This is a genomic window from Paracoccus seriniphilus, assembly GCF_028553745.1.
Classification (GTDB): domain Bacteria; phylum Pseudomonadota; class Alphaproteobacteria; order Rhodobacterales; family Rhodobacteraceae; genus Paracoccus; species Paracoccus seriniphilus.
This window is the reverse complement of the sequence record NZ_CP067129.1, coordinates 1,777,392-1,802,784: the sequence shown is the minus strand read 5'-3', so window position 1 is coordinate 1,802,784 and position 25,393 is coordinate 1,777,392. Positions and strand designations below refer to the sequence as shown.

22 protein-coding genes are annotated in these 25,393 nt (G+C 61.0%); 19 read left to right on the top strand and 3 right to left on the bottom strand.

The window, feature by feature from the left end:
- Window positions 1-10: 10 nt before the first annotated feature.
- A complete protein-coding gene (locus JHW44_RS08790; protein ID WP_089343324.1) occupies window positions 11-472 on the bottom strand; it encodes a hypothetical protein in 462 nt (153 codons plus the stop codon).
- A gap of 352 nt (window positions 473-824) precedes the next feature.
- On the opposite strand from JHW44_RS08790, the gene JHW44_RS08785 reads away from it, so the two are divergent.
- The 10 genes from JHW44_RS08785 to JHW44_RS08740 all read left to right on the top strand — a co-directional run bounded on the left by JHW44_RS08785 (window position 825) and on the right by JHW44_RS08740 (window position 12,625).
- Window positions 825-2,450 (top strand): ABC transporter ATP-binding protein, encoded by a 1,626-nt coding sequence (locus JHW44_RS08785; RefSeq protein WP_089343325.1) that lies wholly within the window; start codon window positions 825-827, stop codon window positions 2,448-2,450.
- A gap of 272 nt (window positions 2,451-2,722) precedes the next feature.
- Window positions 2,723-3,223 (top strand): MarR family winged helix-turn-helix transcriptional regulator, encoded by a 501-nt coding sequence (locus JHW44_RS08780; RefSeq protein ID WP_218822543.1) that lies wholly within the window; start codon window positions 2,723-2,725, stop codon window positions 3,221-3,223.
- A complete protein-coding gene (locus tag JHW44_RS08775; RefSeq protein ID WP_089343327.1) occupies window positions 3,220-3,924 on the top strand; it encodes an SDR family NAD(P)-dependent oxidoreductase in 705 nt (234 codons plus the stop codon). The genes JHW44_RS08780 and JHW44_RS08775 overlap by 4 nt, the downstream gene beginning before the upstream one ends.
- The gene (locus JHW44_RS08770; RefSeq protein WP_089343328.1) at window positions 3,924-5,255 is read left to right on the top strand and encodes an NAD(P)/FAD-dependent oxidoreductase; all 1,332 of its coding nucleotides are present in this window, start codon (window positions 3,924-3,926) and stop codon (window positions 5,253-5,255) included. Before JHW44_RS08775 ends, JHW44_RS08770 begins: the two co-directional genes overlap by 1 nt.
- Before the next feature lie 106 nt (window positions 5,256-5,361).
- The gene (locus JHW44_RS08765) at window positions 5,362-7,023 is read left to right on the top strand and encodes a peptide ABC transporter substrate-binding protein (RefSeq protein ID WP_089343329.1); all 1,662 of its coding nucleotides are present in this window, start codon (window positions 5,362-5,364) and stop codon (window positions 7,021-7,023) included.
- Window positions 7,024-7,129: 106 nt separating this feature from the next.
- Entirely contained in the window at window positions 7,130-8,080 is a 951-nt protein-coding gene (locus tag JHW44_RS08760) for an ABC transporter permease (RefSeq protein WP_089343330.1), read from the top strand.
- Window positions 8,081-8,093: 13 nt separating this feature from the next.
- Window positions 8,094-8,969: an ABC transporter permease gene (locus tag JHW44_RS08755; protein ID WP_089343331.1), complete on the top strand. Its 876-nt coding sequence runs from the start codon at window positions 8,094-8,096 to the stop codon at window positions 8,967-8,969.
- An 11-nt stretch (window positions 8,970-8,980) separates the two neighbouring features.
- A complete protein-coding gene (locus JHW44_RS08750) occupies window positions 8,981-10,303 on the top strand; it encodes an NAD(P)/FAD-dependent oxidoreductase (protein WP_089343332.1) in 1,323 nt (440 codons plus the stop codon).
- Window positions 10,304-10,347: 44 nt separating this feature from the next.
- Complete coding sequence (locus JHW44_RS08745; RefSeq protein ID WP_089343333.1) at window positions 10,348-11,709, top strand: NAD(P)/FAD-dependent oxidoreductase; 1,362 nt, start codon at window positions 10,348-10,350, stop codon at window positions 11,707-11,709.
- A gap of 1 nt (window position 11,710) precedes the next feature.
- Window positions 11,711-12,625, top strand: coding sequence for a 2-hydroxyacid dehydrogenase (locus JHW44_RS08740; RefSeq protein ID WP_089343334.1), 915 nt, complete (start codon window positions 11,711-11,713; stop codon window positions 12,623-12,625).
- Between the two features lie 64 nt (window positions 12,626-12,689).
- Here JHW44_RS08740 and JHW44_RS08735 read toward each other — a convergent pair whose 3' ends face one another.
- Window positions 12,690-13,721 carry a LacI family DNA-binding transcriptional regulator gene (locus JHW44_RS08735; RefSeq protein WP_089343335.1) on the bottom strand — a complete coding sequence of 344 codons (1,032 nt, stop codon included), beginning with the start codon at window positions 13,719-13,721 and terminating at the stop codon, window positions 12,690-12,692.
- Window positions 13,722-13,895: 174 nt separating this feature from the next.
- Here JHW44_RS08735 and sauS point away from each other — a divergent pair, with 174 nt between their 5' ends.
- The 9 genes from sauS to JHW44_RS08690 all read left to right on the top strand — a co-directional run bounded on the left by sauS (window position 13,896) and on the right by JHW44_RS08690 (window position 24,793).
- Window positions 13,896-15,305, top strand: coding sequence for an acylating sulfoacetaldehyde dehydrogenase (gene sauS / locus JHW44_RS08730; protein WP_089343336.1), 1,410 nt, complete (start codon window positions 13,896-13,898; stop codon window positions 15,303-15,305).
- Entirely contained in the window at window positions 15,302-16,837 is a 1,536-nt protein-coding gene (locus tag JHW44_RS08725) for an AMP-binding protein (RefSeq protein ID WP_089343337.1), read from the top strand. The genes sauS and JHW44_RS08725 overlap by 4 nt, the downstream gene beginning before the upstream one ends.
- 87 nt (window positions 16,838-16,924) lie before the next feature.
- A complete protein-coding gene (locus JHW44_RS08720) occupies window positions 16,925-17,881 on the top strand; it encodes a Bug family tripartite tricarboxylate transporter substrate binding protein (protein WP_089343338.1) in 957 nt (318 codons plus the stop codon).
- An 11-nt stretch (window positions 17,882-17,892) separates the two neighbouring features.
- A complete protein-coding gene (locus JHW44_RS08715) occupies window positions 17,893-18,477 on the top strand; it encodes a tripartite tricarboxylate transporter TctB family protein (protein WP_143811436.1) in 585 nt (194 codons plus the stop codon).
- A gap of 13 nt (window positions 18,478-18,490) precedes the next feature.
- On the top strand, window positions 18,491-19,996 hold the full coding sequence (locus JHW44_RS08710; RefSeq protein WP_089343340.1) for a tripartite tricarboxylate transporter permease: 1,506 nt from the start codon (window positions 18,491-18,493) through the stop codon (window positions 19,994-19,996).
- A gap of 90 nt (window positions 19,997-20,086) precedes the next feature.
- Window positions 20,087-20,395: a hypothetical protein gene (locus JHW44_RS08705; protein WP_089343341.1), complete on the top strand. Its 309-nt coding sequence runs from the start codon at window positions 20,087-20,089 to the stop codon at window positions 20,393-20,395.
- Window positions 20,392-23,181, top strand: coding sequence for a molybdopterin oxidoreductase family protein (locus JHW44_RS08700; protein ID WP_089343342.1), 2,790 nt, complete (start codon window positions 20,392-20,394; stop codon window positions 23,179-23,181). The genes JHW44_RS08705 and JHW44_RS08700 overlap by 4 nt, the downstream gene beginning before the upstream one ends.
- Window positions 23,178-23,924, top strand: coding sequence for a 4Fe-4S dicluster domain-containing protein (locus JHW44_RS08695; protein WP_089343343.1), 747 nt, complete (start codon window positions 23,178-23,180; stop codon window positions 23,922-23,924). The genes JHW44_RS08700 and JHW44_RS08695 overlap by 4 nt, the downstream gene beginning before the upstream one ends.
- On the top strand, window positions 23,924-24,793 hold the full coding sequence (locus JHW44_RS08690; protein WP_089343344.1) for a dimethyl sulfoxide reductase anchor subunit family protein: 870 nt from the start codon (window positions 23,924-23,926) through the stop codon (window positions 24,791-24,793). Before JHW44_RS08695 ends, JHW44_RS08690 begins: the two co-directional genes overlap by 1 nt.
- A 74-nt stretch (window positions 24,794-24,867) precedes the next feature.
- Here JHW44_RS08690 and JHW44_RS08685 read toward each other — a convergent pair whose 3' ends face one another.
- Window positions 24,868-25,251, bottom strand: coding sequence for a hypothetical protein (locus tag JHW44_RS08685; protein ID WP_089343345.1), 384 nt, complete (start codon window positions 25,249-25,251; stop codon window positions 24,868-24,870).
- Window positions 25,252-25,393: the final 142 nt, after the last annotated feature.

Here is a 25,393-nt window from a genome sequence, read left to right as displayed (position 1 = left end):
GACGGGCCTGTCAGTTGGGCCCGTTGCGCGATTGTCTGGCCTGCAGCGACGCCATGACATATCCCATCAGCATCGCCATGCCGATATGGCCGACAAGGGAAGACTGCGTGTAAGCGCCGAAACCCATCATGAAGCTGCGTCCGACCAGTGGCGCCAGAAGACCCTGTGCAACGAACCACAGGATCAGACCGGCAATTGCGCCCGCAAGAACCAGGTTTCGTTTCAGGATCAGATGGGTCATCCACAGGAAGCCCGAAAATCCGATCGTGCCGATCGCGACATGCAGGATGAATCCGGCCCAATACGGGACAGGGATGCCAAATCCGATCCTGATCAGCGCAACAACCAGATTCGCCGGTGCAAGCGCCACGCCGAACAGCAGGGGCGAGATCAGCCAGGCATAGATTTCGAATGCGATTTCACCGGCCAAGCCGGCCAGCAAAAGATTCCTGAATAGGTGACGGCTCATCATGTCGGTCGTTCTTTCCTGCTGGGTGGCGGGCGAAAGGAACCCGGCGTGAAGAACGCACGGGAAATGAGGGGCGGACTTGCAAGAGGCCGCTGAATGGCGTCTAGCCAATCTTGAATGAATGCTCAACAATATACTTGAGCGTTCGTTCAACAATTGGTGAGCGGCTGCGCTGCATGAGGCGTGGCGCCACCTTCCTGTCATTCTTGCCTGATTTTCACTCAGTCCCGGTTCCGGACTCTCTGAGTGTGCACAGGTCATCCCGTTGCGATGGCGCGGGTATCAAATGCTTTGATTTCTTCAGGGCAGGCATTCTTATGGATGGGCATAATAATGATAAACGAAGAGAACACCGATGACCGATACCAACAGGGGGACGGCCCCCGTCCTTTCCGTGTGCGATCTGACAGTCGCCTTGCCCGGAAAACATGACCGTCCTTATGCCGTGCAGGATATCAGTTTCGATCTGATGCCTGGCGAAATCCTTTGCATCATCGGGGAGTCCGGCTCGGGGAAATCCGTCACTGCCAATGCGGTGATGGGGCTCTTGCCCGACGTGATGACCGTCGAACGTGGCAGGATTGATTTCAAGGGAAAGGCCCTGCTTGACCTGCCCGAGGCCGAGTTGCGCAAACTGCGCGGACGTGCGGTTTCGATCATCTTTCAGGATCCGCTGTCTGCCCTGAACCCCCTGATGACCGTCGGAGACCAGATTCGCGAAGTGCTGGACACGCATGGGATCGGCACCAAGGGCAGCCGTGCCGAGCGGGTGGTCGAGATGCTGACAGAGGTCGGTCTGCCCGATCCGCTGCTGATCCAGCATCAATATCCGTTTCGCCTGTCTGGTGGGCAGCGACAGCGCGTCATGATCGCCATGGCCTTGGCGCTTGATCCCGATATCCTGATTGCGGATGAGCCAACCACCGCGCTGGATGTCACCACGCAGGCGCAAATCCTGGACCTGATTGCCCGCATTCAAAAACACAAGGGCATGAGCGTCATGTTCATCACCCATGACTTCGGCGTGGTGGCCGAAATCGCGGATCGGGTGATCGTGATGGAACAGGGCCAATTGGTCGAGCAGGGCGATGCCCATTCGGTGCTGACCGCGCCCCGGCATCCCTACACAAGAAAACTGATCGCCGCCGTGCCGAAGATGCGTGAAGATGATCGCGCGCGCGACAAGAAGCGCAGCGTCGTCCTGAACGTCCGCAATCTGCACAAGACCTATCGCACGCGCAGCGGACTCATGGGGCGAATGCGCGAGGTCAATGCTGTGAATGACATCAGCTTTACCCTGCATGCCGGTGAAACCATCGGCATCGTCGGAGAATCCGGCTCGGGGAAATCCTCGATGGGAAAAGTGCTGATGAAACTGATTTCCGCCGACAGCGGAGAGATCCGCTTTCAGGGGGAAAACACGCTGGCCATGTCCGAGGAGGAATTCCGCCATCTGCGCCCCCTGATCCAGATGATCTTTCAGGATCCCTTTGCCTCGCTTAATCCCCGTTTCACGATCGGGCAGGCGCTGACCGTGGGACCGATCGCCCACCGTCTGCTGACGCATCGGGATGCACGAAAAAAAGCCGAGGGTATTCTGGAGCTTGTCGGCCTCGACGCCTCTGCCTTTGATCGCTATCCGCATGAATTTTCGGGGGGGCAGCGACAAAGGGTCGGCATTGCCCGCGCGCTTATGTTCGACCCCGAGGTGATCGTCGCAGATGAGGCTGTCTCTGCGCTGGATGTCTCCATTCAGGCGCAGGTTCTTGAATTGCTGGACCAAATCCGGCGCGAACGCAAATTGGCCATGGTATTCATCACCCATGACCTGCGCGTTGCCAGCCAGATCTGCGACGAGATCATCGTGATGCATCGCGGCAAGATGGTGGAATGCGGTCCGCCCAGCCAGATTTTCCAGCGGCCGCAGCATGACTATACGCGCTCTCTTGTCGCCGCCATTCCCGGTATTGATGCCGCCTGATGGGCGGAATTGCCGCGCCGATGCAAGAGGGGTGACCGCCGGATGCCCCTCTTTCTTGTTTGACGACCGCGAGGTGGTCCGCGCCGCGCGATAAGGGCGCAGGCATCGGGGCTGCCGGGATCTTGCGTGTGGGATCACAGAGAAAGCCATGCCCAAAAGAGGGGCAATCATCGCCCGCTTCAGATCCGATAGTTGTATTTCACAACTTATTTCTTGCGCGAAACCGATTTTGGCCCAAGCATGAACACAGGATGACAGGGAAGACCCATGGCATGACTAAAAGGCCCACTGATCAGGATATGGACGCACCGATCACGATTGGCGGGCTGCACATAGATGTGCTGGATGGTGCCTTCAGCTGGTATATCCGATCTCTCGATTCGGTCGTGTCCCGGGATCTGGATCGACGCATGGCGCATCTTGACGTGGCCAGGGGCAAGGGAAAGATCACCGCCTTGCTTTTGGTCGATGACTATCCCGGCGTTCGTCCGTCGCAAATTTCCGAAGTCCTGATGAGAGACCGTCCCGCAACGGGCCGGATCATCGATACCCTTGTAAAGGCAGGTGACATCCGGCGGGAAACGGCCGCCGGGGACCAGCGTGCCCAGGCGCTCTACATCACCCCGCAAGGGCACAGGGTTGCCGAGGAAGTTCGCCAGATCATTCGCCAGCAGGAAGAGGAGTTCTTCGATTTCATCGCTCCGGACGACCGGCGGGAATTCATGCGCATGCTCAAGCGTGCCTATCTGAACATGAGAAAGAAACGCCCATGACCCAGTCTCAAGTAGCCCTTGTTTCCGGTGCCAGCCGCGGCATTGGTGCCGCCACTGCCAGAACCTTGTTTGATGCGGGCTGGCAGGTGTCACTGGGAATGCGGACTCCGGTCATGCCGGAATGGGCCGAAGCGGCCCCCGAGCGTGTGCATCTGTTCACCTATGATGCGTTCGAAGCCGAAAGCCCCCGGAACTGGGTCGCCGAAGTGATGGGGATCTGGGGGCGGATCGATGCCGTGGTTGCCAACGCCGGGATCGCGACCACAAAGACCCCGATAGAGATCACCGACGAGGAAATGTCCCGGCTTCTGGAGGTGAATGTCCAGGGGCCACGCAGGCTTGCGGCGGCCTGCTGGGATGCGCTGGCCCGATCCGGGCGGGGCAGGGTGATCATCCTGGGATCGCTGTCGGGAAAGCGGGTCAAATCGGCCAGGTCGGGTTCATATGCGATTTCCAAATTTGCGGCGGTCGGTCTGGCCCATGCCCTGCGTCACACGGGCTTTGAGCAGGGCATTCGTGCGACGGCGGTCTGTCCGGGATTCGTTGCCACGGATATGGCCATGGGGCTGACGGAGCGATCCAGCAAGGCGATGACCCAGCCCGGCGATCTGGCGCGGGTGATCCGGATGCTGATCGAACTGCCCAATGAGGCCAGCGTCGCCGAGTTCTGCGTGAATTGCCAACTTGAGGAGAGTTTCTGATGCCCGGTCCTTTCGTGACGCCTGTTCATGGTGATCTGGAGTTGCCACGGAAAGTTGACGTGGTGGTCATTGGCGGGGGCATCATCGGATGTTCAGCGGCGCTTGAACTGGTCGACCAGGGGCTGAAAGTGGCGCTTTGCGAAAAGGGCGGGATCGCCCATGAGCAATCCAGCCGCAACTGGGGCTGGGTGCGCATCACGCGCCGCGATCCGCGCGAAATCCCCTTGATGGCCGAGGCCCTGCGCATCTGGCCGACCCTGGCGGAACGCACGGGGCGCGATCTGGGCTATGAGCGGGCCGGGATCGCCTTTGTCTGCCGGACGGCCAAGGCCTTTGCCGAACACGAACGCTGGCTTGAACATATCAAGGATTATCAGTTCGACAGCAGGATGCTGTCGGCCGAAGAATTCGCAGCCATGACACCGGGGATGCAGATGCCCATCGAGGGGGCGCTGTTCACCTCGGCCGACGGTCGTGCCGAACCCCAGAAGGCCGCACCTGCAATTGCGGAGGCCGCGCGGGATCGTGGTGCGCATATCCTGACCGAATGTGCCGTGCGCGGGATCGAGACCAAGGCAGGGGCCGTATGCGGGGTGGTCACCGAACGCGGCGAGATCGCCTGTGATCAGGTGCTGCTGGCCGGCGGGGCATGGTCAAGCCTCTTTGCCCGCAATGCCGGGCTGCGTCTGCCTCAGCTGAAGGTCAAGAATTCGGTCATCCGCACCAAGCCGCTGGAAGGCGGGCCGGAACATGCGATCTGGTCCGACGGGTTTTCGATCCGCAAACGCCAGGATGGCGGCTACACGATCGCGGATGGATTCCGCAATATCGTCGATATCGTTCCGGACAGCTTTCGCTACATGCGAGAATTTCTTCCCGCGCTTGGCGCCGAGTGGAAATCGCTTCTGCTGCGTTTCGGCGGGCGTTTCTATGACGAGGCCCGCATTCCCAACAAATGGTCCCTGACCGAGGCCAGTCCTTTCGAGTACAACCGCGTGCTTGATCCGAAACCGTCATTTTCCATGCAGGACGAAGCTCTTGCCAATCTGCGAAAGGCTTTCCCGGTTTTCGAAAAGGCCGAGATCGCGCAGCGATGGGCGGGGGCGATCGACGTGACACCGGATGCGGTTCCGGTGATCTCGGGGATCGAGGATATCCCAGGGTTCCATATCGCGACGGGCTTTTCCGGCCATGGGTTCGGTATCGGTCCTGCCGCGGGACGTCTGGCCGCCGATCTGGTCAGCGGGCGCAGCCCATTGGTCGATCCGCATGCCTTCCGTTTCTCGCGTTTCACGGATGGATCAAAGATCGAGATCATAAGCGGGTTCTGATGCTTCCGCAGGGGGCGCGGCACGTGAGCGAGCCGGGTCCTGAAGAGCGGCGCATGACGCGCGCCGTTCTGGAATTTCCTTCGCTCGCAACAACAGGGAAACTGAGATGACTGACAGGAACAAAAAATCCGCACATCTTGATCGCCGTCAGGCCTTGATGATGATGGGGGCCGCGGGTGCGGGTCTCATGACCCCCATGATGATCGGGCGTGATCGCGCCTTTGCGGCCAATGCCGATGCAAGCGGTCAGCTGGTTCTGGCATTTTCGCAAGAGCCGACGGTGTTCAATCCCCTGATGCCGCATATCGAAGTCGATGAAGGGGTCTATTACGCCGTCTATGACCCGTTGTTCGATTTCGATCCCGATGGCGAGTTTTTCCCGGTCCTTGCTGCCGAGGTGCCCTCGGTGGCAAATGGCGGCATTTCCGAGGATGGTCTTTCCTGGCGGCTGAAGCTGAAGGAAGGTGTCACATGGCATGACGGCACGCCATTTACCGCTGAAGATGTGAAATTCTCGCTGGAACTGACGATGGATCCCGATTTCCGGTCCTTCCGTTCGACCGGTTACAGGTTCATCAAGGACATTACCGTGGTGTCGGACACGGAACTGACATGGACCATGAGCGAGTCCTTCGCGCCCATGACGGCAATTCTGGCATCAACCTACATGGTGCCCAAGCATGCCTTCGACGGGGTCGAGGACAAGAACGCCACGATCCTGAATACCGCGCCCATCGGCACCGGCCCCTTCCGGTTCAAGAACCGCATGGCAGGCGATCATATCGAGCTTGAGGCCAATCCCGATTATCACATGGACGGGCCGTTCCTGAAGACGCTGATCATCAAGTATGTGCCCGATCTGAACGTGATGTACACGCAGTTCAAATCCGGCGACATTGATGTGATCGGCCTGCAATACATCTCGCCCGACCATCTGGGCGAGGCCGAGAAGCTGCCAGGCAAGGTCGTCGAGGTTGTCGGGGCGGCGACATTCGAAAGCATCGGGCTGAACATGACGCGCCCGCAGTTCCAGGACAAGGCCGTGCGCCAGGCGCTCTACATGGCGATCGACAAGGGTTCGATCATCGACGCTTTGTATTATGGTGTGCCCACGCCCACCGAAACCTACATGCCGCGCCAGTCCTATTACTACAATGAGACGCTGCCCAGGCATGAGTTCAGCATCGAAAAGGCCAACGCGCTGCTGGATGAGGCAGGCTGGGCGAAAGGCAGCGATGGCATTCGCGAAAAGGATGGCGTGCGCCTGTCCTTTTCCAATTCGACCACGGCGGGCAACCATCTGCGCGAACAGGCGCAGCAATTCATTCAGCAGACATTTGCGTTGATCGGAGTCGAGATGACGATCAAGAATCTGCCGCCTGCCGTCATGTGGGGCGACTATTGGATGAATTCCGAGTTCGACTCGGTGGTTGTCGGCCTGAATGTCCTTGCTGGCGCAGACCCCGATGCGTCGGATTACTTTCTGTCCAGCATGTCGCCGGCCCTGGGTGGCTCGGGGCAGAACACCTTCGCCTATCAGAACCCCAAGGTGGACGAATTGCTGGTAACCGGTGCCAGGAATTTTGTGCCCGAGGAACGCAAGGCGATCTATGAGGAGATGCAGGCCGTGATCCGTGAAGACCTGCCCTTCCTGCCGATGTTCCAATACGCGTTGATCAAGGGTTGGAAGGATGATGTCACCGGCCCGGTCCCGAATATCAACAACCGCATCGACACCTGGAATGTGCGCGACTGGGCGCGCAGCTGAGGCAGTTTCCTTGTGCCTTTGACGCGCGGCGCTGCTGCGCGTCAGCGTCGGCTGTCTTCATGCGGCCGACCAGCCCGGAATACGACTCATTCAGAGGACGTTCGCCATGTTTCGCTATACTCTGTCCCGGCTCGGCCAGAGCCTCATCCTGCTGTTGATCGTGTCCTTCATCGGTTTTGCAGTGCTGACCCTTGCCCCCGGCGGCCCGCTGTCGCAATTCGCGCTGAGTCCGGGCATGACGCAAGAGCAGATTGACAAGATCGCCTCTCAGATGGGGCTCGATCGACCGGTTTGGGTGCAATATTTCGACTGGCTGCGGCATCTTGTGGTCGGCGACTGGGGAACCTCCTATCGCGACGGACAGTCGGTCCTGCATGTGATCGGCAGTCATCTTTTCGCGACGCTGCTGCTGATGGGTTCGGCCACCGTGATGTCGGTCACCCTTGGCAGTTCCATCGGCATATGCAGCGCCCTGCGACGTGGCAGCGCCTTTGATTACAGCATGACGGTTCTGGCCATGGTGGCGCTGTCCATCCCGACATTCTGGTTCGGTCTCATTGCGATCTATGTCTTTTCGCTCAACCTTGGATGGTTGCCCGCAGGGAACATGTACACGGTCGGGGATGGATCGGTGATCGACTATCTGCGACATCTGATCCTGCCCGCGTCGGTGCTGGCCCTTGTCGATGTGGCGATCTGGAGCCGCTACATGCGCACCTCGACACTCAATGTGGTCAATCAGGATTTCGTGCGCACCGCCAAGGCCAAGGGGCTGACCCGGCGCCGGGTGCTGCTGAAACATGTCGTCGGCAACTCGCTGGTTCCGATGATCACCCTGGCCGGTCTGCAACTGCCGATGGTTCTGGGCGGTGCATTGGTGACCGAGACGGTGTTCACCTGGCCCGGCATGGGGCGGCTGTTCCTCGATAGCCTTGGATATTCGGATTATCCGGTGGTGATGGGGCTGCTGATGGCCTCGGCCATGCTGGTCCTGATCGGCAATCTCATCGCGGATCTTGGCGTCGCGCTGATCGATCCGCGCATCCGCCTTGAGTGAAGGACATATCGCCATGACGACAACCGTGACATACAGCAAACGGCCCTTCATCAAGTCCCGCGCCCTGCGCCGCTTTCTGGGGCACCGGCTGGCCCTGATCGGTCTGTTGATGGTGCTGAGCCTTACGGCCGCCTGTTTCATCGGCCCCTATCTCCTGCCCTATGACGAACTCTACATAGACCTGCTTTCGCGCTTTGCGCCGCCGGGAACGGGCGGGCATATCCTTGGCACCGACCCCCTGGGGCGCGACATTGCCGCGCGGCTGTTCCATGCGGGGCAGATTTCCATGGCGGTGGGGTTTGCGGTGATGGTGATTGCCACCAGTATCGGCTCTGTCGTCGGGGTGGTTTCGGGATATTACGGGGGGCGTGTTTCAGCCGTGCTGATGCGGATTGTGGACGCCTTTCTATCCTTTCCCTCGGTGTTTCTGCTTCTGGCTTTGGCGGCCTTCATTCAGCCCGGACCGGTGATGATTGCGCTGATCATTTCGGCCACCTCCTGGATGGAGGTCGCGCGGATCGTCGAAGCCGAGGTGAAATCGCTGCGCAACCAGGATTTCGTTCAGGCCGCACATATGCTGGGGCTGTCCAATCGCTGGATCATGTTTCGTGAGCTGTTGCCCAATGCCATCGGCCCGATCATCGTCGCAGCGACCCTGACGGTGGCCCGCGCGATCCTGCTGGAAGCCTATATTTCCTTTCTGGGCTACGGCATCCAGCCGCCGCTGCCCAGCTGGGGCAACATGTTGAATGGGGCGCAGCAATATCTTGCCTCGGCCCCATGGTTGGCGATCGTGCCCGGGGTGACCATCACCATTGCCGTGGCCGGGTTCAATTTCATCGGCGACGGTCTGCGCGATGCGTTCGACAGCCGCAGCGACCATCAATAGGGGGCGGTCTGATGCAGAAATTCTCGAGGTTCACGGATACGCTTTGGTATGCGACCGCACCTGCTGCGCCGCAAACCCGGCCTCTTGAGGAAGAGATCAAGGCCGATGTCTGCGTTGTCGGGGCGGGTTATTCGGGCCTGACCACGGCGCTGGAACTGGCCCGGCAGGGCGTTTCGGTCGCGGTGCTGGAACGCGAATTGATCGGCTTTGGCGGATCCGGACGCAACGCGGGCCATTGCACGCCGACATTCACGCATTTCAGTCTCGATGAACTTCGCGCACATCTGGGGGCGCCCTGGGCGGAACGCCTGATCCGGCGCCAGACCCGTGCCAATGACAAGGTGGGCGAGATGATCGCGCGCTATGGGATCGACTGTGAATGGGAACAGAACGGCTATGTTCAGGGGGCCTTGTATCCCTCGCATGTCGACACCCTGCGCAACCACATGAAAAGCTATAACGCCGTGGGCGCGCGCACGCGCCTGCTTGATCGTGACGAGGTTCGGGCGGTCACCGGCTCGTCGCGCTTTTTCGGCGGCTGGCTGCATGAAGAGGCTGGGGGGCTGAACGCGCTTGGTTATGCGCGCGGTCTTGGACGGGCGGTCATGGAAGAGGGTGGCCGGATATTCACCGGCACGACAGTCACGGGCTGTGATCGTGACGGGCAGGCATGGGTGGTCAAAACCCCGCGCGGTTCGGTGCGTGCCGAAAAGGTGATCTACACGACCGGGGCCTATACGGTTGCGGGATGGCCAAAGCTGGACCGGACCTTTCGGATCATGCGGGTCTTCGTGGCCGCGACCCAGCCCTTCTCGGCGGCTTCGCAGGCTGTCGTCCTGCCGGGGCGCACGACCATTCAGGACGGACGCGGCGATATCTATGTCTACAAGTACAATCGCGAAAACCGCATCGTCGCCTCGATGTTTCCCATGGGCCCGCGCGGGCGTGACCCAGAGCTGACGCGCAAGATCCTGTCTGAACGTCTGAAATGGCTGCACCCCGAATTGCGCGAAGAGCCGCATTGGGAATTTTTCTGGTATGGTGATCTGGACATGCAGCGGCGCACTGTGCCGCGCCTTTACGCCCTGGCGCCCGGCGTGGTGGCAATGACCGGCCTGTCGGGACGCGGCGTGCCCACCGGGTCGATGATTGGTGGCATCCTGTCCGATTGGGCCATGGGCGTGGCAGAGAAAGATCTGGACCTGAGGATCGAGCCCCTGAGCCGGCAACCCCTCTATATGAGCATTGCTCCGAAACTTGCACTGCGCAGCTATCGGCTGCGCGACAACATACGTGCGAAAAGACAGCGGGCTGAATTGCCGCCCTATGCCTAGGGCCACATCCGGCACCGGATTTGCACAGCAACAGGAGAACGAAGATGCCGGGACCGAAACCTGATCCGGTCGAAAGCAATGCCGAGCTTCCACGGCAGGTCGATGTCGTCATCATCGGTGGCGGGATTGCAGGGGTTTGCGCGGCGCTGGAACTGCTCGAACAGGGCAAGAGCGTGGCGATCTGCGAGAAGGGCCGGATTGGGGCCGAGCAATCCAGCCGCAACTGGGGCTGGGTGCGACTGACACATCGTGACCCTCGCGAAATGCCATTGATGCTGGAATCCGTGCGTCTGTGGCAGGACATGGATCGGCGCACGGGGCAGCAGACCGGCTATCGGCAATGTGGCTCGACCTATGTGGTCAACAGCGAATCCGCCCTTGAGGCCGAACGTCATGCGGTGGATGCCCTGCAATCATTTCAGGTTCCCGCGCGCATGCTGACTCGTGACGAGGTTCTGCAGGCATTTCCCGGTCTGACTTCGGATATCAGGGGGGCGCTTCACAACCCGCATGACGGGCGTGCCGAGCCGCAGAAGGCGGCCCCGGCCATTGCACGGGCGGTGCAGGAAAAGGGCGGCAGCATTCATCAGGAATGCGCTGTTCGCAGCGTGGAAACCGCAGCAGGCAGGGTCTGCGCCGTGATCACGGAAAAGGGGCGTATTGCCTGTGATGCCGCGCTGGTGGCCGCCGGGGTCTGGTCACGGCTGTTCCTGGGAAACCTGGGCATTGATCTTCCTCAACTGCAGACCAAGGGCAGCGTCCTGCGCATCGAGCCGTTGGCGAACGGCCCCGAGGGCACGCTGAAACATCCCGATTTCGCCATGCGCAAACGTGCCGATGGTGGCTATACGATCGCCTCGGCCACACCAGGCCGCTATCAGCTGACGCCGGACAGCTTTCGGCTGCTGACCAGATTCCTGCCGACGCTGAGAAATGAATGGCGCAGCATAGGTCTGGGCATCGGCCCGGCCTTTCTCGACGCCCTTCGCACGCCGCGGCGCTGGAAAGCGACGGATATCAGCCCGTTCGAAAGGATGCGTATTCTCGACCCTGAACCGGACGACAGGATTCTGGACAGTGCATTGGCCGCGGTGAAAGCCGCCCATGCGCCGTTCAAGAATGCCAGAGTTGCGCAGCGGTGGGCAGGATACATGGACGTCCTGCCGGATGTTATTCCGGTGATTTCGGCGACCGAGGGGGTCAGGAACGGCCTGCCTGGACTATATGTCTGCTCTGGGTTCTCGGGTCATGGATTCGGTCTTGGAACAGGGGCGGGGCGGCTTGCGGCAGAGCTGATCTCGGGCCAAGCGCCTTGTCTCGATCCGTCGGCCTTCCGGTTGCACCGTTTTTCTGATGGATCGCGGATCACGCCCATGAAGAACATCATTCAGGGAGCCAAGGCCTGACATGGCGCTCTTGCTGAATGTGACAGACCCTGAACGGATCGAGGCCTTTGAAAAGGCGTTTCGCGATTTTCCGGTCCGGCTGGTAAGGTCGGACGAGGGGTATGACGCCCGGGACATCCACTACATCTTTACCTGGCAACCGGTCGATGACTGGGCGCGGTTTCCCAATCTCAGGGTCGTGTTTTCCGTGTCTGCCGGGGTCGATCAGTTCTCGACACTGCCCGGACATGTCGATCTGATCAAGATGGTGGACGGCAACAACACGCAATATGTCGTGGACTATGTGCTGGCGGCCTGTCTGGCATGTCTGCGGAGGTTTCCGGTCTATGCCACCCGGCAGGGACAGAGACTATGGCAGCCCGATCCCCCACGGTCCTTGGCAAATTCAGAGATCGCGATTCTCGGACTGGGAGAGATTGGTCAGGCGACCGCACGGGCGCTTTGCGCGCTGGGGTGCCGGGTATCAGGCTGGTCCCGCAGTGGGCGTGACATCCCCGGCATTGCCTGTGCAGGCGGAGAGGCGGGCTATCTTTCGCTGTTGCCGACTGCGGATATCGTCGTCTGCCTTTTGCCGCTGACCCCGCAAACGCATGGTCTGCTTTCCGGCGCGTTCTTTGACCGGATGAAGCCGGGAGCGGCATTGGTGCATGCCGGTCGCGGCGCGCAATGCGTATTTCGGGATCTGGGGGATGCACTGCGGACGGGGCAGCTTGGCGTCGCCGTCATCGATGTCTTCGACAGGGAACCCTTGCCCGAGGACAGCGAAATCTGGGGCTTTCCCAACTGCCTGATCACCCCCCATGTCGCCGGGCGCACTGATGCGGGAACCGCTGCGGCCAATGTTGCGCAGAACCTGACAAGACTGCGGCAGGGCAGGGACCTGCTGTGGCGCGTGGATCGGCAGAAAGGATATTGAGCCGGGGACGGCGCCCTCGGGCAGCCCTGCCGTGATGTCGAATGCACGGGTCGCGAGTGCTGCGTCAGGGCTGTCTTGGCGGCGCGGTTGTGGCGCGCATCATCAGTTCGACATCCAGCTGCATCCGCGTGACGGCTTGCGGATCCCCATGCGAGATCGCCGTGACCATATGGCGTGCCGCTGCCGCTCCGATCCGTCTGGCGGGGATGCGGACGGTGGTCAAGGTCGGCTCCATGTCGGCTGAGCCGGGAAAATCGCCGATGCCGATGATCGACAGGTCGCGCGGGACCGAAATGCCCAGTCTGAGTGCCGCATAGACGGCCCCCTGTGCGATGATGTCATTGCCACAAAGCAGGGCCGTCGGCTGGCTGGCGCGGCCGAGGATCCCGGTGCATACGCTTTTGGATTGCGACAGGCTGTAAAGCGTTTCTGCGCACCATTCCTCGGCAATTTCCACACCTGCTGACGCCAGCGTACTGCGGGCCGCGTCCAGTCGCGTGCGCGCGCGGTCATTTTCCGCTGTCGGGGGAAAGACCAGACCGACCCGGCGATGTCCCAGAACCAGCAGATGTTCGGCCGCGCAACGACCGGCCTCGGCATTGTCGACGCCGATGCAGGATAATTCCGACTTGGGCGAATAATTCCAGATTGCCAGTGACGGCACCTGTTGTTTCTTCAGAAGCAAGAGGCTGTCCGGGCTGTGATCAAGCCCGATCAGGGCCACGCCATCGACCCTGTGTTCCAGCAGTTTCCTGATGACATTGTATTCCAGCGACAGATCATAGCCATGCGATGCAAGCAGCAGGGTAAAGCCATGTGCGCTGACCTCGTCATTGAAGGACTGCACGACGTCGGCGAAGATGGCGTAATTGACGGTGGGCACCACAAGGCCGATCGTGGCGCTGCGTTTTCCATGCATGGCCTGTGCGGCGCGGTTCCTGATGTAGCCCGAGTTGCGGATCGCCGTGTCGATTCGTTTTCGGGTCTTGGGATTGACCATTTCCGGATGGTTTATCGCCCGGGATACGGTCGCCGGAGAAACCCCGGCAAGCTTGGCAACGGAAACGATATCGGCCTTGGAAGCATTTTTTTTCATATGGTTATGTCCTGTTCGGCAGATATTATGAAAACATTTGCAATGTAATTTTCATAACATATCCTGAGATGGACGGAACAAGAAATGTGCATCACGCAGCTTCGGGAAATGCCTGCGGCAGTGCTGTCGGGACGATGGTTTCGAACTGTCGGTGCCAACTTGGGAGGGAGGATCATGAACGCTCAGGAAGAAACATTGGTGGTCGATCGGATCATCGCCGAGGCCCGTGCCGCCCAGGCGGAATACGAGCGCAACGGCAGCCAGTCGCGCTATGATCGGGCGGCGCAGGCCGCTGGCTGGGCCATCATGGAACCCGCCCGCAACCGCAGCCTGTCAGAGCTTGCCGTGAAGACGACGGGTCTGGGTAACGTGAGCGACAAGATCACCAAGAACCATCGCAAGACCCTTGGCCTGATGCGCGATATCAGCCAGGCACAGACGTTCGGTGTGCTGTCCGATGACGCCGAGAGCGGGATCACCACCTTCCTGCGGCCGATCGGCGTGGTCGGCGCGGTCGTTCCCTCGACCAACCCTGCGGCCACGCCAGCCAACAATATCATCAATGCGCTGAAGGGCGGGAATGCGATCATCCTGTCGCCCTCTCCGAAAGGGGTGGCCTGCTGCACGCTGTTGCTGGAATTCATCCACGCCGAGTTCGACAAGATCGGCGAGAACAAGGCCCTTGTGCAGATGCTGCCCGCCCCCGGCAGCAAGGCCAAGACGCAACGTCTTCTGGAACAGGTCGATCTGGCCATCGTGACCGGAAGCCAGGACAATGTCCGCCGCGCCTATTCCAGCGGCACGCCAGCCATTGGCGTCGGTGCGGGGAATGTGACCGTCATCGTGGATGAAACCGCCGATCTGGAAGACGCGGCCAGCAAGATCGCCGCATCAAAGACATTCGACAATGCGACTTCCTGTTCATCGGAAAACGCGCTGGTCGTCGTGGAGTCCGTCTATGACGCTTTCACCGCTGCCCTGCGCAAGGTCGGCGGGGCGGTGCTTCCGGCTTCGGAAGAGGCAGGGATCGTCGAACGCCTGTGGCCGGGCGGGCACTTGAGCCGCGAGATCATCGCCAAGGATGCGGATGTGATGATCGAAAAGCTTGGCCTTGGCGACAAGTTGCCCGAAGCCACGCGTTTCATTGCGGTCGAGACGCAGGGGATAGGTCCGGGCCATCCGCTTTCGGGCGAGAAAATGAGCCGGATCGTCGCGCTGTACCGGGCACGTGACTATGAAGACGCCGTCGATATCACGCAGCGGATATTGCAGTTTCAGGGTGCCGGTCATTCGCTGGGGATCCATACCGAAAACCCGGACCGCCCGCTTGCGCTGGCCAGCCGGATGCCGACCTGCCGCGTGATCGTCAACCAGGCGCATTGCTTTGCCACGGGCGGCGCCTTTGACAACGGGCTTCCGTTTTCGCTGTCGATGGGTTGTGGAAGCTGGGGCGGAAATTCGATCGACGACAACCTGCATTGGCGCCATTTCGTTCAACGGTCACGGGTCATCCGTCCCATTCCCGCACGCGAACCGGCGCTGGAGGAGATCTTTGCTGACTACTGGGCGGAGGCAGGAAAGTGAACTACGACGCTTCGACACCGCCCATCGGCACGGTCCGCGACTGGCTTGATCATCGCGCAGAGACGGCAGGCCGGACGATCAGTCACCTGTTTCCCGGCAGTGCGGCGCCCTTGACCTGGGCCGAACTTCGCGACGAGGCACGCGTCATTGCGGCCCGTCTGGCAGGTCTGGGAGTGTCCAGGGGCACCAGCGTGGCCGTGATGCTGCCCAACAGCAGGGACGCGATCCTTTGTCTTTTCGGTGTGCTCTATGGCGGGTTTCGCACCACGGTCATCAATCTGGCGGCCGGGGCCGAGGCCATCGGCTATGCCCTGTCCCATTCCGAGGCCAGTCACGTCTTCGTCGGCGCAGGGCAGGAAGAACTGTTTGCAAGCGCCGCCCAGTCGCATGATTTCAACGCCATTGCCATACGGGTGGAGGATGGCATTGACTGGCCTGCCGCAACTGGCGAAGCGCCGCTTTGCGAGTTGAATGCCCAGGATGATGCGCTGCTGATGTATACCTCGGGGACGACAGGACGTCCCAAGGGCGTGGTGCACAGCCATTCCAGTCTGCTGGCAGGCGGCTGGACGACGGCACTGGCGCATGAACTGACCAGCGAGGATCGCGCGCTTTGCGTGCTGCCGATCTGCCATATCAACGGGCTTTGCGTGACCGTCATGGGGCCGCTGGTCTCGGGGGGATCCGTCGCCATCTGCGAGCGTTTCTCTGCGCGCAAGTTCTGGGATCAATGCGGCGAGGCCGAGGTGACATGGTTCTCGGTCGTGCCGACGATCGTGTCGCATCTGTTGCATAGCGACGAGCGACCTGATGTGGACACACGCGAACGCATCCGTTTCGGCCGCTCGGCATCCTCGGCGCTGGCGCCCGAGGTCCACCGGGCTTTCGAAGAACGTTTCGGTATATCGCTGATCGAGACCATGGGGCTGACGGAAACTGCGGCGCAGATCCTGTCCAATCCGCTGTCCGAGGCCGAGCGCAAGATCGGTTCGCCGGGAAAGGCCTATGGCGACAGGGTGGTGATCCTTGGTCCCGATCTGATGCCGCTGCCCCCTGATACCGAGGGCGAGATTGCCGTGCGCGGCCCCAATGTCATGCGCGGATATCTGAAGAACGAGGCTGCGACGAAGGAGGCGCTGACCGAGGATGGCTGGCTGCGTACCGGGGATCTGGGGCGCATGGACGCCGACGGGTTCGTCTTTGTCACCGGGCGGCTCAAGGAACTGATCATCAAGGGTGGCGAGAATATCGCCCCTCGAGAGGTGGATGAGGCGCTCTATGCCCATCCCGATGTTGTCGAGGCGGCTGCTTTCGCGCGCCCATGTTCAAGCTATGGCGAGCGGGTCGAGGCGGCGGTTGCGCTGCGCGCCGGAGCCGCCGCATCCGAGGCTGAACTGATCGAGTTGTGTCACGAAAAACTGGGAAAATTCAAAAGTCCCGACTCGATCCATTTTCTGGCCGAACTGCCCAAGGGGCCGTCGGGAAAGATCCAGCGCAGACATCTTTTGGAGATCACGAGGGCCGGAGGTTAGAACAGGCAGCAAGTGGCCGACCGAAAGGGAGAGCGGAAGGCCACCGACAAAGCTGCGTCGTCAATGAACGCAAAGGGAGGATAACAGATGGATATGTTCAAAAGCAGGGGCAACGCCCTTCGTGCCTTGATGATGCTGGGGGCCATGACGGCCGGTGGAGCGGTCAGCGCCCAGGATTATCCGAACCGGCCTATCGAGCTGGCCGTGACATTTGGCCCCGGTGGCGGTGCCGATGTCATGGGACGGCAGATGGCGAAACTGCTGGAAGAACCGCTGGGTGTGCCTTTGCCCGTGGCGAATGTGGCCGGTGCATCGGGCAATGCCGGGCTGACCCATTTGCGGACGAATCCGGCCGATGGCTACACGGTGGGCACTTTGATCTCGTTGACGGTGGCGTCATGGGCTTCGGGGCTGGGCGACAATGAGCCCGAGGACTTTCGTGTGGTCGCCGTGGTGCAAAGTTCCCCGTCCTTTCTTTTCGTACCGGCCAGCAGCCCGCACAAAAGTGGCAAGGAGCTGTTCGACTATGCCAGGTCCCATCCGGGCGAGATTACCGTCGCGACATCGGGATATGGCACTCAGGATGACGTGACGCTCAAACTGCTGACAGATGCCGGGGTCGAGATGAAGAACGTTCCCTTCCAGGCCCCGGCCGAGCGCTATGCTTCGCCAATTGGTGGTCATACGCAGGCCATTTATGAGGAACCCGGTGATGTCGCGCAGTTCATCGAGGCAGGACAACTGGTGCCTGTGGTGGTGTTCTCGTCGGAACGCCATCCGGCATTCCCGGATGTGCCCACGTCAGCCGAGCTTGGCATAGATATTTCCGGGCTGGACAATTTCCGCAGCCTGGCGGTGCGGGCCGGCACGCCCGATGACATCGTTGACCGGCTGCAGGAAGCGGTTCTGGGCGCGGTGGCGACGGATGACTGGCAGGCGTTTTGCAAGAAGACATATTCCTGCATCGAACCCGTGACGGGCGATGCGGCACAGGCGATGATTTCCGGCTTCCGCAGTCAGATCGCCGCTCATCTCGGAACCTGAGGGAGTGCGCCGTGTCTACTTCATCCAATCGAGTCGCTGTCGCTGACCGACCGGCGCGGGATCACGCCTCGGGCCTGATCCTGCTGCGCCCCGCAGTGCTGCCGGCCATGCTGTTCCTGCTGGCGCTGATCCTGCCGCAATTCATGTTCTGGCAGGGTGCGCCGAAAGTGACCGAGGGCCTGGGGCCGGCAGCATGGCCGGACCTGATCCTAGACGGGCTGGCGATCTTTTCCGCCATCTGGCTTGTGCACGAACTTTGGGTGCTTGGCCGCGCCGGACGACGGCCGATGCTGAAGGCCCAGGAGGATGACGAGGTCTATCGCTATGGCAAGGCCCTGGTCGGCATCTTGCTGATCGTCATTTATGGCGCGGTTCTGAGCCTTGTTGGCTTTGCCCTGGCCACGGCCGGTTTCATCGCCATCTGGACCCTTTACGGAGGCATCCGGAATCCGCTGGTCGTCGCGTCGGTGTCACTGATCGGGACCGCCATTCTGCTGTGGGTCTTCATGGGGCTGGCGCTGATGCCGCTCAGCCGGGGGCAGGGGGGCTTCGATCATTTCAGCATCTGGCTGCTTCAGACCCTTGGAATCTATTGACGGAGATGGTCGCATGAGTTCGTTCGAATTACTGGCAGGCGGCTTTCACTCCGCGTTTCAGCTGGTTGCCTTTGCCACGATCGTGATCGGTCTTCTGGTCGGCGTCGTGGCGGGGGCGCTTCCCGGCATCTCGTTTGTCAATGCAATGGCGATGGCGCTGCCCTTCACCTATGTGATGGAACCCACGCAATCCATGCTGTTCCTGGGTGGCATCTATGTCGGTGGGGTCTTCGGGGGGTCCATCTCGGCCATCATCATCAATGTTCCGGGAACACCCGCGTCCCTTCCGGCCACCTGGGATGGATATCAGATGACCCGAAGGGGCGAGGTCAAGCGCGCGTTGACCATTGCCGTCACTGCCTCGGCCACGGGCGGATTGGTCAGTGCGCTGGTTCTGGCCTTTCTCTCGGCTCCATTCGCGGCCTTTGCGCTGAAATTTTCCCAACCCGAATTCTTTGCGGCGACGGTGCTTGGTCTGGTCAGTGTCATTGCCATCGCCAAGGACCAGCCGGTGATCACCGTCGTATCCCTGCTGGCGGGGATTGCCATTGGCACCGTCGGGGTCGATCCGCTGTATGGGCAGGCGCGTTTCAGCTTTGGTATCTCCGAGATGGAAAACGGCATCCGCTTCGTGGTCGTGATGATCGGTCTGTTCGCGATCGGCGAGGTCGTGGACCTGATCGCCACCAATCGCGATCTGCGCCCGAAAAAGACCGAAGGCGCAGGAAAAGGGGCGGGTCTGCGCGACATGTTCAGGCTGAAGGGCGCCATCGCCCGCGGAACGGGCCTTGGCTGCATGATCGGGATGATCCCGGGCGCGGGGGCAACCCCTGGTGCGGTCATTGCATATGGGGTGGAAAAGCAGGTTTCCAAACGCGGCGACGAATTCGGAACCGGCGTCGAAGAGGGACTGGCCGCGCCCGAAGCCGCGAAGAATGCCACGACCGGTGCGGCGATGGTGCCGCTGCTGACTCTGGGAATCCCCGGCAGTGCCGCGACGGCGATCATGCTGGCGGCGATGATGCTGCATGGCATCAACCCGGGCCCGCTGCTGTTCATCATGGACCCTTCGATGGTCTACACGATCTTTGCGGCCATGATCATCGCGAATATCCTGATGATCTGTGCCGGGATCGGGGTCGCACAGGTCTTTTCGACGCTGATGCGCACACCTCCGGCGATTCTGGCGGCATTCATCATCGTTCTCAGCGTCGTGGGGGCATTCGGGATCCGGAACAATATCTTCGACGTCTATGTCTGCCTTGCCTTCGGGGTTCTGGGCTGGGGAATGAAGCGGATCGGATTTCCATCGGCGCCGATGGTGCTTGGTGTCATACTTGGCCCTCTGGCAGAACGCTATTTCCTGACATCGCTTGCGAATTCCAACCAGGACTGGACGGTATTTTTCACCCGCCCGATCAGCGGAACGATCCTGCTGCTCGCATTGCTCTTTGTGCTTTGGTCCCTTTGGGCTCCGATCACATCGGCGATGTCGCGGATGAAACAGCTCATGGCCTGAAGCACCCGCAGGGCCGTCCTGCGCGGCGGGCCTGCTGGGGCTGCCCGCATGGGTCTCGGCCTGCCGAATGCACGCGAATGGAGGAATGACATGAAAAGGATGTTCGACAGGACCTTCGGCAGAGTGCTCAACATGGATGATATCCGCGCCATGATCGGATCCCGTATCGCAGCAGGGTCGGATCATCGCCTGGGCAGGGCGTGGCGCGAACAGGTCGTCGGGCCGGGGCGGCAAATGTCCCGGCCCCTCACAAGCCACAGTTTCAAGGAAAACAATATGAGGCCGTCGAGAATGATCCCCGGAAATGTAGCGCGATCCGCGACGACAGACGCCTTTGGCAAAGCAGGCCGCTCCCCGGTCAAACTGTCCATCGCTATGGACATGGCGGTGCCGTCATGAACCAGCCCTTTGTCGATACATCGCCCAGGGTCTCGGACGAGATCCGCAAGACCACCTGCTACATGTGTGCCTGCCGCTGCGGCATCAATGTTCATATGAAGGATGGCAAGGTCGCCTATATCGAGGGAAACCGGGATCATCCCGTGAACCGCGGGGTGCTTTGCGCCAAGGGATCAGCCGGGATCATGCAGGTGAATGCTCCCTCACGCCTGCAGGCACCGCTGCGCCGGGTCGGGCCGCGCGGATCGGGGGAGTTCGAAGAGATCAGCTGGGACGAGGCGCTTGATATTGCCACAGGCTGGATGGAACCCTTGCGGCGCAAGGATCCCTCGAAGCTTGCCTTCTTCACCGGGCGCGACCAGTCGCAAAGCTTCACCGGCTTCTGGGCGCAGAATTTCGGCACCGTCAACTACGCGGCGCATGGCGGTTTCTGTTCCGTCAACATGGCGACAGCCGGCATCTATACGATGGGTGGTGCCTTCTGGGAATTTGGCCAGCCGGACTGGGATTACACCAAGCTGTTCATGCTGTTCGGCGTGGCCGAGGATCACGACAGCAACCCGATCAAGATGGGCCTGGGCAAGATCAAGGCGCGCGGCGCGCGGGTCATCGGGGTGAACCCGATCCGCACGGGCTACAATGCGATCGCGGATGACTGGATCGGCATAACCCCGGGCACCGACGGGCTGTTCGTTCTGTCGCTGATCCATTGCCTCATCTCGGCTGGCCGGGTCGATCTGGACTATCTGGCCCGATACAGCAATGCACCGGTCTTGCTGGAGGATGGGACCGGAATGTTCCTGCGCGACGAGGCAGGCAAACCGCTGGTCCGCGACCGCAAGACGGGCAAGATCACCGCATTCGATACGCCTGGAATCCTTCCCGATCTGGCCGCACGCCATGAGGGACATCGCACCGTGTTCCAGCATATGGCGGACATGTATCTTGACCCCGCCTATGCGCCCGAAGCCGTGTCCGAAACCTGCGGCATTCCCGCCGAGCGGATCCGCGCGGTTGCCGAGGAATTGGCGCGTGTGGCCTTTGACGAGGCGTTCGAGATCGAAAAGAAATGGACGGATTTTCGCGGCGAAACGCATCAGCGGATGATCGGTCGGCCGGTTTCCTTCCATGCCATGCGTGGCATTTCGGCCCATTCCAATGGCTTCCAGACCTGCCGGGCGATCCATGTGTTGCAGATCCTGCTGGGAACGGTCGAGGTTCCGGGCGGCTTTCGTTTCAAGCCTCCCTATCCCAAATCCTCCGAGGCGCATCCCCGTCCGCATTTCAACAGCCGGCCCGACAGCCCGCTGGACGGGCCGCATCTGGGCTTTGTGCATGGGCCGGAACAGCTTGCCCTGACGCCCGAGGGGACGCCTGCGCGCATTGACAAGGCCTTTACCTGGGAAAACCCGATGTCGGCTCATGGGTTGATGCATATGGTCATTGCCAATGCCCATGCCGGTGATCCCTATCGGATCGACACACTGTTTCTCTATATGGCCAATATGGCGTGGAACTCGTCGATGAATACCGCCGAGACCATCAGGATGCTGACCGACAAGGACGAGAATGGCGAATATGTCATACCGCGCATCATCTATTCGGACGCCTATTCCTCCGAGATGGTGGCCTATGCCGATCTGATCCTGCCTGACACGACCTATCTTGAGCGGCATGACTGCATCAGCCTGCTGGATCGCCCGATCTGCGAGGCGGATGCGGTGGCGGACGCCATCCGCTGGCCGGTGATCGAGCCGGACCGCGAGGTGCGGGGCTTCCAGACGGTGCTGATCCAGCTGGCCAACCGGATGAAGTTGCCGGGCTTTACCAATGAGGATGGCAGCCCGAAATACCGGGATTACGCAGATTACATCGTCAATCATGAACGCAAGCCCGGCATCGGCCCGCTGGCAGGGTTCCGCGGAAATGGCGACCAGGCTGGCCGCGGACCCATCAATCCCGAACAACTGGATCGCTATATCGAGAATGGCGGTTTCTTTGTGTCCCATGTTCCCGATGGGGCGCAGTATTACAAGCCGTGGAACATGGCCTATCAGAACTGGGCCGTGGAAATGGGGATCCTCGATGCGCCCCAGCCCTATCTCTTCCAGCTTTATGTGGAGCCGATGCGCCGGTTCCAGCGCGCCGCCGAGGGCCACGGAGAGCTTCAGCCACCAGAACACCTGCGCGACCGCCTGCGGCGCACGATGTCACCGCTGCCCGACTGGTATCCGCCATTTGGGGACGAGAATGTCGATCCTGCAGAATATCCTGTTCATGCACTGACCCAGCGGCCCATGGCGATGTATCACAGCTGGGGCAGCCAGAACGCATGGCTGCGCCAGATCCACGGGATGAATCCTCTCTATGTGCCGCAAAAGCTGTGGGAAACGCATGGCTTTCAGGAGGGCGACTGGGCGCGGCTGACTTCGGCCCATGGCACCATCGTCGTGCCCGTGGCGCTGCATTGTGGTCTCAATGAGAATACGGTCTGGACCTGGAATGCGATCGGCAAGCGCAAGGGAGCATGGGCCTTGTCGCCCGACGCGCCAGAGGCCCGCCAGGGCTTTCTTCTGAACCATCTGATCAGCGAACTTCAGCCACCCAAGGGCGACGGGCTGCGCTGGTCCAATTCGGACCCGATCACGGGGCAGGCGGCCTGGTTCGATCTGCGGGTCCGGATCGAAAAGGTCGATCCGCGCGACGAGGCAGAGCCCGCCCTTGCGCCACTTGTTTCACCCGTCGGCACCGGACCGCAGAATATCGCCTGGAAGGTAGGAAAATGACTGTTCTCCCCCAAACGACCGAAAAGAAGCTGGGGCTGGTGATTGATCTTGACACCTGCGTCGGCTGTCATGCCTGCGTCATCAGTTGCAAGGGCTGGAACACGGAAAACTATGGCGCACCTCTTTCGGACAGCGATGCCTATGGCGCCGAGCCCGTCGGCACCTTTCTCAACCGCGTTCACGCCTTCGAGGTGCAGCCTGACAATGGTGCGGCGGCGCAGGCCGTTCACTTTCCGAAATCCTGCCTGCATTGCGAAGATGCCCCCTGCGTCACCGTCTGCCCGACCGGGGCTTCATACAAGCGACGCGAGGATGGCATCGTTCTGGTGAACGAGGATGCTTGCATCGGCTGCGGGCTTTGTGCCTGGGCCTGTCCATATGGCGCGCGCGAGCTGGACACACAGGCAGGCGTGATGAAGAAATGCACGCTTTGCGTCGATCGGATCTATAACGAAAACCTGCCGGAAGAGGATCGTGTCCCGGCCTGCGTGCGCAGCTGCCCCGCAGGGGCGCGCCATTTCGGTGATTTCGCCGATCCCGACAGCAATGTCAGCCGTCTGAGCGCCGAACGCGGAGGCTTCGACCTGATGCCCGAAATGGGCACGCGTCCGGTGAACAAATATCTTCCGCCACGTCCGAAGGATCAACTGACCTGTTCTGACGGCGCAGCCCCTGCAGGGGTGGTTGCCGAGAATCCGGGCGGCTTTCTTGCATGGCTCGACAAGGCACTGGAGAAACTCTGATGCATCCCGCTCCTTCGATCATTATCTTCACTGTCCTCTCCGGCGCAGGCTTTGGCTATCTTGCGCTGCTTGCCGGGGCGCATGGCACGGGCCATATCGCGTTTTTCCAGTTCGCCCTGGGCTTTGCCCTGGCCGTGACGGGCCTTGTGGCCTCCAGCTTCCATCTTGGAAATCCGCAGCGCGCGCTCAGGGCCTTTAGCCAATGGCGCAGCAGTTGGCTCAGCCGCGAGGCATGGGCTTCGCTGGCCGCATTGCTCTGCATGGCCGTGGTCGGCGCTTATGCCGTATTCTTCGGCCAGCCATTGCCGTTTCTGGCGCTGTTGGGGTCGGCTCTGGCGCTTCTGACCGTCTTGGCCACCTCGATGATCTATGCCCAGCTCAAGACCGTGCCGCGCTGGAATTCCGCCTTGACGCCATTGTATTTCCTGACCACCGCCCTTGCGGGGGGGGCCATTCTTGTCGGCTGGACGCGGCTGGCGGTGGTGGCGCTGCTTGTGCTGGGGGGAATTCAGATCTGGGCATGGGCTGCGGGTGATCGCCGTTTCTCGGCGCGGGGGCATTCCATGGCGACGGCGACGGGGCTAGGCGGGTCCGGTTCCATCCGGCTGTTCGAGAAACCGCATTCGGGGCAGAACTACTTGCTGAAGGAATTTGCCTATGATGTCGGTCGTCGTCATGCGGCAAAGCTGCGCGTCATCTCGATCATCCTGATGTGCCTGTTGCCCGCAGTCCTTCTGGTGTTCTTGCCGGCATCCCTGCCGGTCATCATCCTGGCCTTTGCCCTTCATCTGACGGGGGCCATCGTTTCGCGCTGGCTGTTCTTTGCCGAGGCCGAACATGTCGTCCAACTCTACTATGGTCGCAACTGATCGGAGGTTGATCGGGCACGGCCTGCAGGGGCGGCAAGCCCCTTGCCGATGGCTCATGGCATGGCTGGGCGATCTCAGCGGTCGAAAAAGGGGAACTCGTTCAGGCAGTAATTTTGCGCAGCCATGGCCAAGGAAACCGAGCCGTCCCGTGGCCCCGACCCGAAATGCGACAGGCCGGCTTTGGCGGCCTTGTTCTGCGGGTCCAGGGTGAAGATGATAGCCTCTCCGGCCTGACGGGGTTTGGCCGTAGCGCGCCAGATCCGCGTTTTCCCGGGCAGGCCCAGCACGCGTTGGGCAAAATCGGCGGCGGCGCACCAATATTGCGTCTCGATCCGGCGCAGATCATTGTCGACCGCGATTTCTGTCGGGCTGATCTGACGGGCGGTCATGCCGTTGACGGCCGTGAAGGCCATGGCGGGCAGGGGAAACAGCAGGACGGCAAGGGAAAACAGTCGCATCGGCACCTCCGTTGCCCTGCATTATCCATGACCGGGCCGATTCTTGCACCCCCGGAAAACAACGGCGGCCCCCGGATAGCCTGTTCCGGGGGCCGCATGATGAAAGCTGGCGGGGCTGCTTGTCGGGCCAGCCACCGGATCC

What these genes read in the sequence shown, in the direction of transcription:
- JHW44_RS08745 (WP_089343333.1), top strand. Translation starts at nt 10,348, where the DNA reads ATGCCGGGACCGAAACCTGATCCGGTCGAAAGCAATGCCGAGCTTCCA.
- JHW44_RS08765 (WP_089343329.1), top strand. Translation starts at nt 5,362, where the DNA reads ATGACTGACAGGAACAAAAAATCCGCACATCTTGATCGCCGTCAGGCC.
- JHW44_RS08710 (WP_089343340.1), top strand. Translation starts at nt 18,491, where the DNA reads ATGAGTTCGTTCGAATTACTGGCAGGCGGCTTTCACTCCGCGTTTCAG.
- sauS (WP_089343336.1), top strand. Translation starts at nt 13,896, where the DNA reads ATGAACGCTCAGGAAGAAACATTGGTGGTCGATCGGATCATCGCCGAG.
- JHW44_RS08740 (WP_089343334.1), top strand. Translation starts at nt 11,711, where the DNA reads ATGGCGCTCTTGCTGAATGTGACAGACCCTGAACGGATCGAGGCCTTT.
- JHW44_RS08695 (WP_089343343.1), top strand. Translation starts at nt 23,178, where the DNA reads ATGACTGTTCTCCCCCAAACGACCGAAAAGAAGCTGGGGCTGGTGATT.
- JHW44_RS08780 (WP_218822543.1), top strand. Translation starts at nt 2,723, where the DNA reads ATGACTAAAAGGCCCACTGATCAGGATATGGACGCACCGATCACGATT.
- JHW44_RS08770 (WP_089343328.1), top strand. Translation starts at nt 3,924, where the DNA reads ATGCCCGGTCCTTTCGTGACGCCTGTTCATGGTGATCTGGAGTTGCCA.
- JHW44_RS08755 (WP_089343331.1), top strand. Translation starts at nt 8,094, where the DNA reads ATGACGACAACCGTGACATACAGCAAACGGCCCTTCATCAAGTCCCGC.
- JHW44_RS08750 (WP_089343332.1), top strand. Translation starts at nt 8,981, where the DNA reads ATGCAGAAATTCTCGAGGTTCACGGATACGCTTTGGTATGCGACCGCA.
- JHW44_RS08735 (WP_089343335.1), bottom strand. Translation starts at nt 13,721, where the DNA reads ATGAAAAAAAATGCTTCCAAGGCCGATATCGTTTCCGTTGCCAAGCTT.
- JHW44_RS08685 (WP_089343345.1), bottom strand. Translation starts at nt 25,251, where the DNA reads ATGCGACTGTTTTCCCTTGCCGTCCTGCTGTTTCCCCTGCCCGCCATG.
- JHW44_RS08690 (WP_089343344.1), top strand. Translation starts at nt 23,924, where the DNA reads ATGCATCCCGCTCCTTCGATCATTATCTTCACTGTCCTCTCCGGCGCA.
- JHW44_RS08700 (WP_089343342.1), top strand. Translation starts at nt 20,392, where the DNA reads ATGAACCAGCCCTTTGTCGATACATCGCCCAGGGTCTCGGACGAGATC.
- JHW44_RS08790 (WP_089343324.1), bottom strand. Translation starts at nt 472, where the DNA reads ATGATGAGCCGTCACCTATTCAGGAATCTTTTGCTGGCCGGCTTGGCC.
- JHW44_RS08705 (WP_089343341.1), top strand. Translation starts at nt 20,087, where the DNA reads ATGAAAAGGATGTTCGACAGGACCTTCGGCAGAGTGCTCAACATGGAT.
- JHW44_RS08760 (WP_089343330.1), top strand. Translation starts at nt 7,130, where the DNA reads ATGTTTCGCTATACTCTGTCCCGGCTCGGCCAGAGCCTCATCCTGCTG.
- JHW44_RS08775 (WP_089343327.1), top strand. Translation starts at nt 3,220, where the DNA reads ATGACCCAGTCTCAAGTAGCCCTTGTTTCCGGTGCCAGCCGCGGCATT.
- JHW44_RS08785 (WP_089343325.1), top strand. Translation starts at nt 825, where the DNA reads ATGACCGATACCAACAGGGGGACGGCCCCCGTCCTTTCCGTGTGCGAT.
- JHW44_RS08720 (WP_089343338.1), top strand. Translation starts at nt 16,925, where the DNA reads ATGGATATGTTCAAAAGCAGGGGCAACGCCCTTCGTGCCTTGATGATG.